Genomic DNA, 16,064 nt, shown 5'->3' with positions numbered 1-16,064 from the left:
GTCGCAATCGGACCCACAGGCCCGACGAAGAACTGCTCGTACCCCGCATAGCCAACCAGCGACGCTGACTGGGTCAGGCTCGCGTGCTCACCTGGCAGATTATCGTCGAAAACGTATGTCTCATAAGGTGTGCCCTCGGCACTGCGAATCGGCCCATCGTCCGGCTCGCCGTACCAGCCCTTACGTTGCGCCGCAACGAATGTCACCGCCACATCGTTCTGGAACGCATCCGCCAGCATCCCGAACACCGCGCCGACATCCGGCGCCGCACGATCATCCGGGTCTCCGTCATAAACCAACACCACCGGAAGACCCTGCCCGCGCAACTCGTCGATGTATTCGCGCACACGGGCCACGATCGAATCCAGGTCAGCCGGATCGATACCGTTGACACCACCCGCGCCGCGCATGGTGATGATGCGCGCACCCGACCCCGTCCACTCCGCGACGCGGTCCTCCCACACCTCGAGATCCGTTCCCGCCGCCGTGCGGGCGATATTGCGCCCCAGTTCCACGTGCCGCGCGCCCCCCGGCGGCAGTGGCGACACAGGCTCTTCGACATCGTCGGACAACTCGGCATTGGAGCTGTCGCCATCGTTACCACCCATGCGGGCTCCGGCGGCTGCCGCGGCCGCGGCGGCGATCGGCGCGTAGTTGCCGCCGGAGCCCGTCCCGGGCGGTGCGAAGCCTGAGTCGATGGAATCCGGGGTGATGGGATCGACCTCGGTGTACTTTGAGCGCCAGATGTCCTCGAGAGCCTGGCGGAGTTGCCTCTGGATCGGCGCGGTGCGGTCGGCGACCATGCCCTCGAGGACCCGCACGACGCCTTCCTCCCAGTCGAGGTCGTCGTTCATAACCTCGCCGATGACATCGAGTTCGCCGTAATCCTTGTCGGTCTGATAAACCTCGCGGGTGTAGCTGCCGATGTCGGTGCCGTCGGTCTGGTCGATCTCCCACCACACCCGCGCCGACGACAACAGCTCGACCGCCCTCGGCGCCAGCCGCCGCCGCATTTCCCGCTCGATCCACTCCTCCTCGGTCATGCCCTCGGTCGGCGGCTGCATCGTCACGTCCGCGGCTGCGCTGCGGGCCGTAGCAACGCGGGCGGCCAGCACCCACACGGCCCGCTCCGGGTCGTCGAGGCCGCCCTCGACGTAGATCTCCTTGCGTTCGACATCGACAGAGCGTTTGGAGTCGTCGGCGATGATCTCCTTGCGTTTACCGACAGAGTCTTTGGGCTGTTCGATGTACCGGATCGTCCAGCCGGTATTCAGCAGTTCCGCCACGTCGTCGAGCAGCGAGCGCGACTTCCGCACCAATCCGTCGACATCGGGGCCGAGGCCCGTCCGCACCGTGATGTCGAGCAACCGGTACCACTCGTCGGTGTAGTAGCCGCCGAAGTCCTGGTACCAATAGCCGTGACCCTCGAAGTTGTCCTCGTAGGCCTGGTCGAAGTCCTGCATCAGGTGGTCGGTGACTTGTTCGCGGGCCTGTTCCCAGGTGATCTCCCCACGAACGACACGGGCGTACGTCTCGTTCTCGAACGCGCGGCGCACCCCGAGGCGGACGCCGTCACGGTCATGGACCTGGTAGGCCTCGATGTCGATTCCGGCGCTGACGAGGATCTCGTGGCGGGCCTGGGCGCGCACCAGGTTCGCCTCGGCCTCGTTGGTGAACTTCTTGCGCACCTGGCGTTCGATCCAGTCACGGAAGGATTCTCCGGGGCGCGGCGGATCGGCGGTAGTGTCGATCTGCATGCCGGTGGCATGGCCGAGTTCATGGGCCAGCACACCCACCGAACGTCCATTCAGCGCGCGCAGCTTGTGGTGGAGATGGATGTCGTCCCGTTTCGTCCAGCACCTGCCATCCACGCCCTCCGGCAGATCGCCGTACTCGATCTCATAGCCCACGCCCAGCGCCCGCTGCAACCGATCCCACAGATCCGGCGACATCTTTGCCAGCTCCAGCACGTCCTCACCGAGAGCGAAGGAGCCGTAGGAACTGTCGCGGGAAACGCTGAGCAGGTAAGAGGCGGGAATGACCCCCGACGCCACCCTCAGTGCGGTGCGGCGTTTCAGCCGCAGCTTCCACGGCGAGCGGGCGCGGCTGGGGGAATCGGACGAGGGCGCCCAACCCGCATCGGGTGCCGGGGGGATCCAGTCCCTGTCGCCGATGGCATGGGCCTCGATCTCGTCGAGGCGGGCCATCATCGCTTCGAACCACGCGCCGCGACCGCGCTGTTCGAAGCGTGATTGCAGCGGCAAGAGGATGCTCCGGTACTCGTCGACAGCGGTTGGGCTCAACGGGTTGTCGATGAACACCCGGCGGCCGTGCTCGTCGGAAGCGGTGAAAACATCGTCCGGGTCGCCGCTCGCGGTGAGAGCATTGACGAGCCCGAGCAGCCGGGCTTGCGGACTGTCGTGTTCCGGTGACGTGGGCGCGCCCAAAACGTAGGCCACCAGTCCGAACAGCTCCTCGAAATCCCGCTCGCTGCGGGCGATCTCGGCGGCGACCGCGTCTTCGCGCCCCGGTTCGGTTGCCGCGTTCACGGAGGTGTCGGTCGCCGCGCCGTCCGTGGAGAGCCCGCCCGTGGCGTCGGCGTTCCCCACAACCGGCTCGTCGTAATCGGCCAGCACCTGCGCTACCGGACCCCACTGATCTTCCGGCAGCCCCGGACGTGTCATGACCTTCCGTGCCGCAGCCAACAGCTCGTCAGGATCATCCGACGTATCCGCCAGCCGGGCGAGCGCATCGACCAGCGGCGCGAGGATCTCATTCCGGGCCGCACCGGCTTCTTCAGCGCGGGCCGCGACTGCCGCGAGCACTTCCAGCGGCGCCCACCGGCTCAGGAAACGTTGTGCGGTCTCCCCCAACCGGTCCGGAGTCATGGTGGCGGGCTGACCGAGCATCTCCGCGAAGTCGGCACGCTCACCACGCAACCTGTCCCGATCGGCCAACCGGGACGCGAGTTCTTCCCCTGCAGCTACGCGCCTTTCGGCCAGCCGCCGCCGCTCGGCTTGATCGGCCGCGTTGGCGGCCCGCTGCTTGTCTACATCGCCGCTGAGGTTCAGCTGATGGATGGGCGGATCGCCACGCAACTGATAGTCGAGTTCCTCGACTTCGGTGGTCAGCTCATCGATATCGTCATCGGCCGCGATGAGCTGATCGTCGAGCGCGGCCAGCAGTTGCGGGAGTTGGTAAGGCATCGGGGCGGTCTCGTGCGCACCCAGCCGCGGCGGATCCAACTGCAAACGGTCGGCGTGCGCGTACCAGTCGATGCGGGCTCTCCCGCGGCGGGTGAGGAGTTCGTCCCGCTCCGCGCGCAACTCCGCGAGAGTGGCTTGCTGCCCGGGCGACAAGCCCGAGGTCTCGGCCGTCTGCTCCAAGAGCCGGATGCGCGACGTGATATCGGTAAGTTGCGCGTCCGCAGCATCGACCGCGCGGGCCGCGTCGAACATCCCCGCCACGTCGGCCACCGCCGCCGCTTTCGGGCCGGATGTGACCCGAAGATGTTGCACGGCAAGAGCTTCCGCTACCACCTGCAGGTTTCGCTGCCGCAGTCGCAGCGACTCCCCCACGGTGATCGGCGCCGCCGAACCGGCCGTCGCCGGCACTTCCCGCAGGCTGCTGGTAAGGGGTTGCTGAGAACCACCGCGGATCCACTGCTCGACCACCGGCTGTTCGTACGCATCGAGCCGAACCCGCAAGCGCTCGACCGGAAGATGCGCCTCAATCGCACTCAGCACCCGCGGATCCAGTACCGGGTCGTCCACACCCGCCGGGGTGAGCACCACAACCCGGTCATCGAGCACCGTGGCCCAATCACCAACCGGCACACCACCCGACCGTTGCAGGTGCGCCGACACCGCCTCCGCGACCTTGGCATCGTAATCGACCAGTACCTCGGCCACCGCCGCCCACTTGCCGCCCGACAGCTGCGGCCACGACATCACCTCGCGTGCGAGGACGACCAGGTCATCGAGGGAAAGCCGCTCAGGATAAGCGAGGAGAGCCTGAAGTGCTCTGCGCACGGGAATCCGCGTTGGATCGTCCGCGCGGGTCCCGATCGCTTCCCACACCAGGGGCATCCCCTCGGGATCATCCCGCAAGCCCACGAGTGCTTCCCGCAGGCGGGTTGTCAAGGGTTGTGCCGCTTCAGGGTTCCGGGACGTACCGATGCCGGACTCGTCGGCGTACTGGTCCCAGCCCCGCTCTTCCGAAATGCGCACCATCTGCTGCATCGTCGCGGCGACGTGTGCCTGCCGCACTGGCGGATGATCCCGAGTGGATGCCCCCTCGTCACCATCGGCATCCCCGGGCAGCCTGCCGGGCGGCAGATCGCCGACCCACCACACCACTGCCGGAGATTGCGTATTTTGCGCACCCCGCGGCACCGTCATCCGCACCGTCAGGCCACGGGGGTCGACGTAACCACCCAGGGCCGCCACGACCTGCTGCAGCGAGTGTTCGCCGACACGAACAGCGTCGAACCTCGCCGTTTGCGCCAGCGCGATACCGAACCCGGGCCAATTCCCCGGCAGCACTCGCCATATCGCGATCAACTCGGTGCCCGACACCGTCACTGTGAGCAGCACGCCCTTGTCGTCGTGCATCTCGACAGCCAACTCACCGGATTCGGTCGTGCCGATCCGCACCCGCACCAACCCGCGCTCCGGATCGAGTGCGGTTCCCGCCAGGTTCGCCAATGCCGATACGACCTCGGCATCTTGGTTCCGTTTCCGCAACGCCGATACAACCTCATCGACGGTGGTCGCCTCATCAGGGTCAATGCTCCACGACGGTGATGATGTACCGGGTGTGGCGGCGGATGCTGTAGCCGTCGGCAGGAACGCGTGCGCGGCCGTGGTCAGGATCTTCCGCCAAAGACCACCTATCCCCCAGGAACCGGCTTTTCGCCTATTCCCCTGTTGCGCAGTAGGCTCCGCGTCGACACCGTCGACGGCGGGCATCCCGCCTGGTCCGGAAGAGGTGTAAGCGGCGGTACCATCCGATGGGTTCGGCCCACCGGCATCTTCGGCCGCCAGATTCTGCTGCGGTCCCTCCGCCGCCGCCCGAACCGTTTCGACCAACCCGTTCGCGCGCCCCGCGCCGCCGGAACCACTGAACCCCGCCGCGCCGACACCAACCACAGCCGGCCCCGCAACCGCATCACCAGCCCCCGGATCCGCAACGACCGGCACACTATTACCACCGGAACGCCCACCACCATTAGCCAAATCCCACTGCGACTCAGCCTCTTCCAGCCACAAATCGTAATAAGGCGCGTCGGGATCCTCCATCAACTCCCGCGCAACCCATTCGCGCGCAATCTGTGGATCCCAGATCCCGATCATCAACTGATCAAGAGCATCCCCCTCAGGATGCTTATCCGACACAACACCGAAATCAACCGGCTCGAAATCGAAAATATCCACCGGCCCATCCGCGGCACGAGTACCCTCCAGGATCTCCCACCGAACCGCCGCAGCCACCAGCAGATAATCCGCATACTGCGAGAACCGCGCCAGCAGATACGCCTCCACAAAATCCTCACGAGGCATCCCCGCCGGATCCGGCACAAAAGCCGAATACCGCAGCGGATACCCACCGGCCTCCGCGACCGCGATCGCGAGCAGATACACAACCTGCGCCGGATCCGACCGAGCACCCTCGTCGATCGAAATCACCCGGGCATCGTGATCCACCACAAAACGATCCCCGAACCCGATCGTCCACGGAGGTTCCTCGAGCAACAGCTCATTGATCCGCCCGCACAACAGCTCCGAATAGCCCACCAACTCGGCGACCTCATCACCGAAAGTCGCGCGCAACCAATCCGATCCAGCGGCACTATCACCCCCCACCTCCAACCCAGTCCCAGCCGCAACCCGGCCGACCAGAGTCAACACCTCACGCCGAGTCAGACCCCCATCCGACAGCTCGCGTTGCTCATCGGGCAGCCCGACAGCGGCATCCCTCGGGGCGGCGTCCGCGACAGGGCTGTCGGGATCCGGCAGATCCGAGGCGGCGTCTCGTTCCATGACGCGCCGCCTGGTCAGCTCCGCAGCCTCAGCATCGTCGACCTCGCCCTGAGTCGATCCTGGCTGTGGCATCGGAGCGTTCTCGTGCATGATGCGGTCCGGGTTGAACGAGCCGATCGGATCGCCACCGACCGGAGCGTCGTATTCGGCCACGATGTTTTCCACCGGCCACCACTGGTCGTCCGAGAGGTCTTCCCGTGCCAATACCTCACGCGCCGCCGCCAGCAACTGGTCGGTAGTCAACCGATCCGGATCATCCACCAACCCATCGAGCACATCAACCAACGGGTTGACGATCTGCATCCGATCATGTCTGGCCTGTTCGGCACGAGCCGCGACCGTCGCCACCGCCTCGACGCCCGACCACCGGCCCAGGAACCGTTGCGTGGTCTCCCCCAACCGATCCGGCGTCATGGTGTCGGGCTGACCGAGCATCTCCGCGAACTCAGCACGCTCAGCCCGCAACCCATCCAGATCCGCCTGCCGGGCCTCCAGCGCGGAAACCAACCGCCGCCGTTCGGCGCGACGCGCCGCATTACGAGCCCGCTGCTCATCCACATCATCACGGCCGAGATGCAGCTGATCGATCAGGTCGCCGAGCACAGCGAGTTCGTCCGCCAGTCGGGCAACGTCCCGCTCAGCGGCAGTGATCCGGTTGTCCAACGCCGACAGCAGATCTGGCAGCTGATACGGCATCGGAGCGGTCTCGTGGGCACCCGGCCGCGGCGGCTGCAACCCCAACCGACCAGCACACGCATACCAATCGATACGGGCCCTGGCCCGGCGGGTGATCAGGTCATCCCGCTCGGCGCGCAAGGCTTCCAGAGTGCTTTCTTGCTCCGGGGACAGACCTGGCGGCTCCGACCCAGCCTGCTCCAAGCGCTCGATCTGCCCACCGATACCGGCCAGGTGCTCGTCGCAATCATCCACCGTGCGGGCAGCGTCGAACATAGCCACCACATCAGCCACGGCCGCCGCCGCATGCGGGCCGGGCGTCACTCGAAGATGATGCGACGCAAGAGCTTCCGCCACCTTCTGCAACTGCTCCTGCCGCTGCCGCAGCGATTCCCCAACCGTGACCGGCGCCGCCGGACCAGCCGCCTGAGCATCCGCGACCGGCACCCACCCACCATCGACCCACTGCTGCACGATCGTCCGGCCGAGCGCGTCGAAACCGGCGACCTGCAAACGCTCGACCGGCAGCTCCCCGTGCAGTTCGAGCGCCTGCCGCGCCCGCATGTCCACCACCGGGTCGTCCACTCCCTCTGGAGCGACAACCACAACCCGATCCGCGAGCACCACCGCCCAATCCCCCACCGGCACACCACCCAACCGCTGCCGAACCGCCCGCGCGGCCGCCGCGACAGCAGCGTCATAATCGGCCAGCACCCCCGCCACCGGACCCCACTCGACCTCCGACAATTCCGGACGCGCCACCACCCCACGCGCCACCACCAACAACTCACCAAGCGACAACCGCCCAAGATCATCCGCGAAAGCCGCGAGCTCCGCACGCAAACGCCCCACGAACCCGCCAAGCGCACCGGACAGCGCGGCGGCGACGGTCTGCTCCGCACCGGCGCCATCGGCAGGTTCCGACGCACCGCCGGAACCAGGATCGACGTGGTTGCCGTCCGGCTTCGGAGCAGGGCGGGATCCGCCGCCGGACTCCGGGAACGTCTTCTCCCCAGGAACTCCCTTCACGGTCACGGTCAACGCCCGGTCCGGCTCCCGCCCGGACAACGTCGCCGTGACATTGCGCGCCGTCCCATCCGACGGGTCACCGACCACTTCATAGAACCAGTTGGCGGCCCCCTCACGGACATCGTCGGAATTACCCCAGTCCGACATCAGCTGGGTCCACCCGGTCGGGTCGCCCTCGGCCTGCACCCGCCACCTGACCTGCACGTCCCCGGAATCGGGATCGGCGGTGACACTCACCCAACGCTTACCCTTACCACCAGTGCCATCGTCCTTGGCCGCGTAGCCGGTGATGGTCACCGCTCCACTCGATAGGCGCGACGCCCTGACATCTCCCCCGTGCGCCGCGAAACCAGCCGCCACCAGCGCCCGCAATGATTCGGATACTCCGCCCAAACCCCAATTCTCGAGCACCTGACCGAGTGCCCCACCCGGCACCATCATCTCCGGCAGCACACGCAGTATCGAAGATCCCAGACGTTCAGTGAGCGTGTACCCCGGACCGCCCTTGCCCGACCCGGAACCTCTCGACGTCGACGCGGCAGCAGCACTCTGCACGGGGGTGGTGCCCTCGACCGTCGCACCGTCCGCAGAGTCACCCAAGGCCGTGATGTCGGCCAATTCCGCCCGGGCCCGCACCAGCTTGGCGCGCAAGTCGCGCACGTAGGCAACCTGCTGACGCATTTTCTCGAGAGCGTCCGCCGAGCGGTCCTCAATTTCGTCAGTGGGTTCGGCGCCCAGCCTCCCCAACTGGTCCAGCGCAAACTCTGCCCGCTTCAGCCTCGCCTCGAAATCGGCTACCTCCTCAGCTTTGGCCTCAGCCGCAGACTCCCCCTCGACCGGACCGTCATCAACCAGAGCATCAGGTTCAACGGAACTTCCCAGGCCCGCGACCGCGGCCGAGACAGCGGCGAATTCCGCTGGCGAGAGACGTTTTCGGAGGTCACGAAAACCTGTCAGCAGCTTCCGCAACCGCTGCGCCTGGCCCCCAGGTCCCTTCCCGGCTCCGCCCGACGCGACACCATAGTCGGACAGCAACTGTTCGAGACCATCGGCATAGGAGCACAGCGTGGCCTCGATGTCCTCGGCGCCGCGAACATCGGCCGCCAACAGGTCGATGATCGCGTGCACCTGCGCCGTCCGCCGGTCCCCTGGCGGCAGTTGTTCGGGCAGCAGCTCAGCGAACAGCTCGGCAACCTGCTGACGCGCTTCCATGACGTCGGCCGCGGCGGCCGCCCACTCCGGCGACTCACCATCGAGTCCGGCGGCCCGCGCCCGCAACCGGGCCAGACGCTGCTGAGCCCGCTGCAGCACCCGCAGCCGTTGTTCCTCCCGCGCGACCATTCCGCGCGGCACCCGGAATGCCTGCTCGATCAGCGCGTCCCGCAGCGTCCGCAGCGCGTGTTCCTGCAGCAGCGCGGTCAGAACGGGGTTCGGCGATCCGGCCTGCGTGGCCATCGGCCGCCCAGCCACCGACTCGCCATTCCGCTGCGTGCGCAACGTCGGCCGACCTGCGGCATTGACCCCCGCCTGCCACAGCTCGATCTCGACACCACGCCGATCCGCGGCCTGGCGCACGTACACGTCCAGCACCGGGTCCTGCACCCCGGCGGGCAGGATGATTATCAGCCTGCCGCCGATCAGCCGACCCCATGTGCCGATCGGGACGCCACCGAGGCGTTCCAGTTCCGCCCGGATGGCGGCGTCGGTGAGCCGTTCGACCAGCGCGTCGAATTCCGCGAGCGCCTCGGAAAGTTCGCCGTGGTGTTTGTCATCGGGGTCCAGCAGAGCCAGCTGGAGGCGAACCTCGTCGGCCAGCTGGCCGAGCGGGAGGGCGCCGATGCGGTCCGGATCGCCGCGGACCGCCGAAAGCGCACCCGTCAACATGCGACGGACCTCCAACTCGGTCTGCTCCGGCTCGTCGGTCTCCGACGCAGTGGTCCCCGACTCAGCGATCCTCTGCGCGGTCGTCTCCTGCTCGGTGGCCTTCGAATCAGCGTTCTTCGAATAGTGGCGCCCCGCAACCTCTTTCCGATCTGTCGCGGTCTGCTTTCCACTGTCCCCGGCAAGAGCGGATTCATGGTCGGCCAGGATCTGGTCCAACGCCGTGTAGTCATCCAGCGACAGCTCGACGCCCTCCCGGAGTTCGACCCGCCCGGTCAGTTCGTCAGACTCCCCCGACAGCACCGCTTGTGCCGCGGCCCACATTTCGTCGAATGTCAGCCCGTCGCAGTTGATGAGCAATGAATCGAAAGTCTCCGCCAAACGCATGGCGGTCTCATTCCGGACCTGGCCCGGCGATGTGCCATCCGAGATCGCGTCCTCGTATCCGGCCGCCGCGAGGGCTAGGGGCTCCCATGCCCATTTCGGCAGGTCCATACGCCCCAGCTGCTGACGCGCCAGCTCCAGCAACTGCGACGGAGTCATCCGCTCCGGGTACTCGACCAACCCCTCGAGGGCCCGCACCAGCGCAACGACCTCTGGACGGCCCATTTCGGCGCGACGCCGCTCAACGGCGTCGACAGCGGCCTGTTCCAACATGTTGCTCTGGGCACACAAGCGCTCCGCCCTGGACAACCGCTGGAATGCATTGGCGCCATTGGCTTTCGCATCATCCGCGCGGCTGAACTCCTGCAGTTTCGCCCGGACGGCGGCACGCTGCTCCGGATCCGGGTAGCCCATGAAGACCCGCTGGTACAGGCGCTCCACCAGGTTGGCGGCCTGGCGGGTGGCCATCCGGGCGAGCCGGTTGCGTTCGCGGGTGATCTGTTCGGCACAGGCGTTCGCCTCGGTCAGTGCGCGCAGCAGTCCCGACCGATCCGAGTTCTGGGTGGTCGACTCAGGCGTGACCGCACCCATCAGCTTGTCTCGCCGCGCCTGCAACCTCGCCTGTTGGGACCGCAGTGCGTCGAGTTCGGCTTGCAGCTGATCCCGCATGACGATCTGGGCCGCCGCGCGGGCCTGCCCCAGTTCCCGGATCGACTCCGGCATCTCGTCGGACTGCTCCAGCGCGGCAACGAGCTCGGCGTGTTCGGCCGCGAGCTGCTCGATCTCGGTCTCGATCTGCGCCACTTTCCTGGCCACGTCATCGAGTTCAGCGTCCAGACGCTCGACCTCGGCGGCCAGCGCGGTGGCCGCGGCGACCGGATCGATGCTGCTGTCCACATCCGACACCCCGGCGAGTGCCTGGGCCGCCAAGACCTCCTGCACCCTCCGCAGGGTCTGGAGTTGCTGTGCCCATCGGGCGTCGAGGCTGCCCAGCACGGCGGACTCGGTGCTGCCCGCGACCCGCCGATCGGGTCCAATCGACTGCGGCGGTTCGGTTCGCCAGGAACCGCCGTTCCAGTAGGCGATGGTCACCGTACCGTCTGCGGCCACCGCACGCCGCTCGACCACGACCCCAGCCGATTCCAGCGCCGTCAGGGTACTCGGATCGCTGATCGGGTTGCCGCCCGAGGTTTCGTCGGCAATGATCACCAGCCGGTCGCCGACCACCTTGCCCCAGTTGCCGATCGGGGCGCCGCCGACCTGCTCACGTTCGGCGCGGATCGCGGCCGACTGCCGAAGTGATCGCTGGAGTTCAGCTACGGCCGCGGCCAACTCTTGCCGCGTCTGGTCAGGGATATCGGTGTGCTGCGGGTCGTTGAGCACCCGCTCCGCCGCGGCGAGCAAGAACGTCGCCGTCCGCTGTTCGGGCAGCTCGACGCCCGCGGCGGCAAGTACCTGGGCCAACTGTTCGGGGCCCATCGGCGCAGCGCTGGGCTTCCCATCGCGGCCGGAAACCTCTGAACCGAACTGTGTTTCGAGTGTGTGCAGGCCCGCCTCGATCGCCTGCACCCGTTGAATCGCGGCGTGCGCGTCGTCGCCGGTGATGGCGTTCGCGGCGGCGACGGCATCCTCCGAAACAATATGTGCCGCAGATGGATTCATCCCAACGGTGAAGGCATACAGCTGCCGTTTCGCGATCTGATACGCATCGTCCGCGGCGGCGGCGATCTCGTCGTCGGTGCGGGCCTGCTGTTCCGACAGCCCATCCGCCGCCCGCGACTGCGCCAGCCGCGCCAACAGTTCGCCCGCCTGGTCCAGTACCGCCGCCAACCGGTCCCGCTCGGCCTGCAGCCGCGCCCGCTCCTCTTTGCGAGCTTCGAGTTCGGCCCGCAATCGCGCCCGCTCGGCCTGTCGAGCCTTCTGCGCCGCCTCAGCGCGACGCCCGCGCCGTGGCTGTTCTGATTCGCCGAGGTCGAGCCCGACGCGTTGGGCCTCGATACCGCCGATCTCCGTGTCGAGGTTACCGATCTGCGTATCGATGTCGCTCAGTGCCTGCGGCAGCTGTTCCGGCAGCACCGGCAACTCGGACGCCGAGGCGGCCAACTCCGCGGAAATGAGCTGCATGCCCTGCGCCCGCGCGAACCAGTCCGACCGGGCCCGCGCCAGCTCGGCGCGCAAGTCGGCGACCTGCTGACGCATTTCCTCGACAGCCTCCGCCGAGCGGTCCTCTTCTTCGTCAGTGGGTTCGGCGCCCAGCTTCCCCACCTGCGCCGGCGCGAACTGGGCCTTCTTCAGTTTCTCCTGGAGTTCAGCTACCTGCTCAGCAAGCTCGAGCAGCTCCGAAATCTGTTGTCTCGCAGTCGGCGACGGTCGTCCATTGCGCACCTGCAGGGCGCGTGCGACCAGTACATCCCGCACGGTCCGCACGGCGTGCTCCTGCGCCAGCGCAGCCCCCGCGGAATCCAGCGCCTTGGTGTCCGGTTGACCTGGCACCCATTTGCCGTTCTGCCACTGCTGGTACACCGGTAGACCGGCGGCGTCGACCTGCACCCGCCAGCGCTCGATCGGAACGCCCCGCCGCGCCAATGCCCGCAGAACCGGATCGTCCAGGACCGGATCGTCGGTCTGCATCGGGCGGATATGCAGCAGCTTGCCGCCGACTACCCGCGCCAACGGACCGACCTCGACACCGCCGAGTTGATTCAGCCGCGCCCGTGCCGCGGCTTCGGTCACCGGCACGACCAGTGCGTCGAAATCGGCGAGCGCATCGGTCAGCTGCTGGCGGATGTCGGCAGCGAGATCCTGCTGCTCCAGCGCGTCGCGCGCCTCGGCCACCAACCGGTCGATGGTCCACTTACGCATCTGCTTCGACGCATTCGGGCTGTCGGCCAGCTCCCCGAGCGCGGCTCGCAGTCTGCCGCTGATGCCGGGGAGACCGGACTTCTCGGACTGCACCGCCGGTGTCGCCGGAATCTCGAACCGCAGTCGGTAGCGCCAGCCGAATCCGGTGCTGTCGGCGACCCCGACGTCGACGCCGTAGGTGTCGGCATGCATCGTCACCGCTGGGAGGTCACGCACGCCGTCGCCCGGCTGCGCCGACAGCTCGGTCGGCATCCCGATGCCGAGATCGAACACATGCACCCGTAGGCGCGGTCCCGTCTTCGGATCGTCGGTCACCTCGGCTTCTATCCGCACCTTGCGGCCGGAAAGCGATGCGGCATTGCGCAATGCCTGCTCCAGTGCGGTCTTCGCATGCTGGGCCTGGGTGGGCGACCAGTCCGCGGTCATCGCGTTCAAAGCCTGAAGTGCCAGTGCCACACCGGATTCCACGTCGTCACCAGCGATCGTCAACCCGATCTTGGCCAGCCCATCGGTGATAACGAAGACTTCGTCTTTATCATCAACATCCTGAAGATCCTCGAGCCCGGTCACCTCGTGCACGCCGCCGATCGGCTGCCCGCCGGCCTGGTACGCCATCATCTGCCGAGACGCTTCCTGCATCCACGGCATCTTCTGGCTCTCGAGCCAGCCGGACAGATGGTTGGCCAGATGGTCCACTTTCCGATCACCACCGGGCTGTGCCGTCAAGATAGACGTGTCGGCCGCGAATTCGGCGGGGACGGGGCCGACCATCTGCTCCAACGCGGTGAGGTCGCTGTACTCCGAGGATGGCGCCGCACCGGCGCCGGACTCCGATGTCGACGCGGTGGGGTCGCCGAACTCCAGATCCGGTGATGCACCGACCAGCTCGGCGAGATCCGCTGCCAGACCTGCCACACCGGTCCAGCCGTCGAAGACCGGCGCCTTCGGATCGACCGACGCCGCAGTACGTTTCGGCCCGGAGCCGGTCGGCGCGGACGCCGTGAAACTCGGGGCCGTCAGATTTGCCTCAAACCGAAGCTCGTTGTGCCCGGATGCATTCCACCCATACGCCCACTTATCCGTGTTCGCGAACACCAAATCCAGTTTCCGGTGGCCGGACTGATCGCCCTGTCTACTTCCGATCAGTTGGTCATTGGCGCGCAACCCCAGATCCGCGTGCGCGTCGACCACCCGGACCTGCACAACCCCATCGCCGCCCAGCGTCGCAATGACCCGCGCATTCGAACCGGTTCGCCGCACCGCATCGACGATCGCCTGGGTGACTGCCGCACGGAATCCGTTCACCCGGAACTCGAATATCCGCAACTCCTTCTGCCGTTTGCGCCGCTCCTTCTCCGGCAGTCCGCTGAGGTCGACCTCGGGGATCTGCGGCACCAGCTGCATGATCTCGTCCACAGTCTTGGTGATCGCGATGGACTGACCGATGTTGTCGGCGCCGATCAGGACGCCGTTCTCGTCGTACCGGGAGGCTGGCTGGGCGGCTTCGTGGCTGGCGAAGATGTCGGTGCCGACGATCCTCGAGACGAAGCCGGGCCCCGAGGACTGTTCGGCCTGTGTGACCGTCGCGGCGGATTCTTCGGATTTCTCCTCCTCTTCTTCCTCCTCAGGCGCTTCTGGCTCCATCCACTCCTGCAGTGCCTCATCGAGCTGTTCGAACCGCGCCAACCGCTCCGCTTCGGACAGGGAGGAATCACCGAGATTCGACGCGGCGATACCGAACAGCATGTCGTCGATCAGCCGATGCGCGGCGAACTGCTCCGTCCCCTCCGAGAAACGCCCGTCCACCTTCTGATGCAGCCCGGCCACTATGCCATCGGCCTGCCCCCGCGCATAGACGGCGTCGACATCGGCTTCGGTCGACACCCCGGCCAGGGACGCGCCCTGATCGATCCGCTCCGCGACATTGACCTGGAGCTTGTCCATCAGCATCCGCCGGGCATGCTGGTTGACCTGGGTTTTGCCCTCGTTATCGAAGGTGACGCTCTGGCTGACCTCCCGGACGGCGGCGTCGAGCGTCTGGTGGGCGCTTTCCCGCTCGGCCTCGTCCTGGAGATAAAGGTCGATATCGCGATGCATCTGCCGGACGAGGACGTCGGCCTGGATGTCCGCCTCGACGTCGCTCATCCAGGTCCGGAGATCGTGGAATTTCTGCTGCTCCTCGATCGGCCGCCCGCCGAATTCCGAATAGCCGCGGAAGCCGTAGACCATGCTCGACGGCGCGCCCGACACCGCACCACTCAGCAGTTGCAGCCCGGTGATCGAGTCGAATGCCTCACTCCATGACATGCCGTCGTACCGGGCCCCGGCCACACCACCGAACACCGCGCCCACGAGACCCGTCAGAATTCCCTGTATCGCGCCGCGGCCGAGCCCGCCCCACTTGTTGTAGGGCAGTATCTGCATCAACTTGGTCGATTTCCCCATCAACCGCTGCAGAAGGTGGCCGAAAAGGCCGCCCGCGGCACCACCCCAGGCACCGGCCTTCATAGTCTTCTCGAGTGCTTCCCAGTCGAGCTCGTCCTGTCGGCCTTTCTCGATCAGCGATTGCTGGACGATCCATTCCTGCAGGCCCCCTTGAAGAATTTCCTCGAGCATTTCCTGGATACCCTCGTAGAGGTAACCACCTGCACGGGATATGTATTGAGCGATCTGCGGAAACTTGGTTACCAAACGTTTGGCCAGGACGCGGGTTACAAACTCGATACCCTTATCCAGCAGGCCACCGAAATACTTCGACGCCCAGCGGCCGCTGAGAATCGACCGCCATGCGGCCACTTCACCGGCCGGCCCTGCCAAGCTTGCGATAGTTACTTCGATAAAAACCCACGCGAGCGTAAAGAGTAGGTTCAGTTTCGTCGCATAGATCTGATTACCGAACGCGCCGATAGCATCCGCCAGCGCCTGAGCATTCTCGAGAATACCGGCACCGGCGATGCCGAGCTGGCTGATCTGCCGCTGCAGCTCCTCAGAACCCTCTCCCTCCGGCCAGGCCAGGGCCGTTTTCCTGGCCCACTCGGCCGTCTTCTCGATGAGCGCGGCGTTCCCTTCATCGACAAGATCTTGCAGAGCGTCCGCAATCGCCCAGACCTGCTCCTCGTCGGTCGCCGGCCAATGATCGCCAGCCACCACAGGGAAGAGCGGCTTCAAGTACGGGGGTACTTCGAGTCCCAC

At 66.6% G+C, this 16,064-nt stretch carries 1 protein-coding gene (running past one end of the window); it reads right to left on the bottom strand.

The window, feature by feature from the left end:
• Positions 1 to 16,064 carry the 5' end (the start) of an inositol monophosphatase family protein gene (locus OHB12_RS02500; protein ID WP_327115748.1) on the bottom strand. 69,862 nt of this gene lie to the left of the window's left edge, so only the first 16,064 of its 85,926 coding nucleotides appear in the window; its start codon is at positions 16,062 to 16,064; its stop codon lies beyond the left edge, outside the window.

It is taken from the genome of Nocardia sp. NBC_01730 (genome assembly GCF_035920445.1).
GTDB lineage: Bacteria > Actinomycetota > Actinomycetes > Mycobacteriales > Mycobacteriaceae > Nocardia.
Note: the sequence above shows the minus strand (reverse complement) of the source record. Positions and strands in the feature narration are given on the sequence as shown.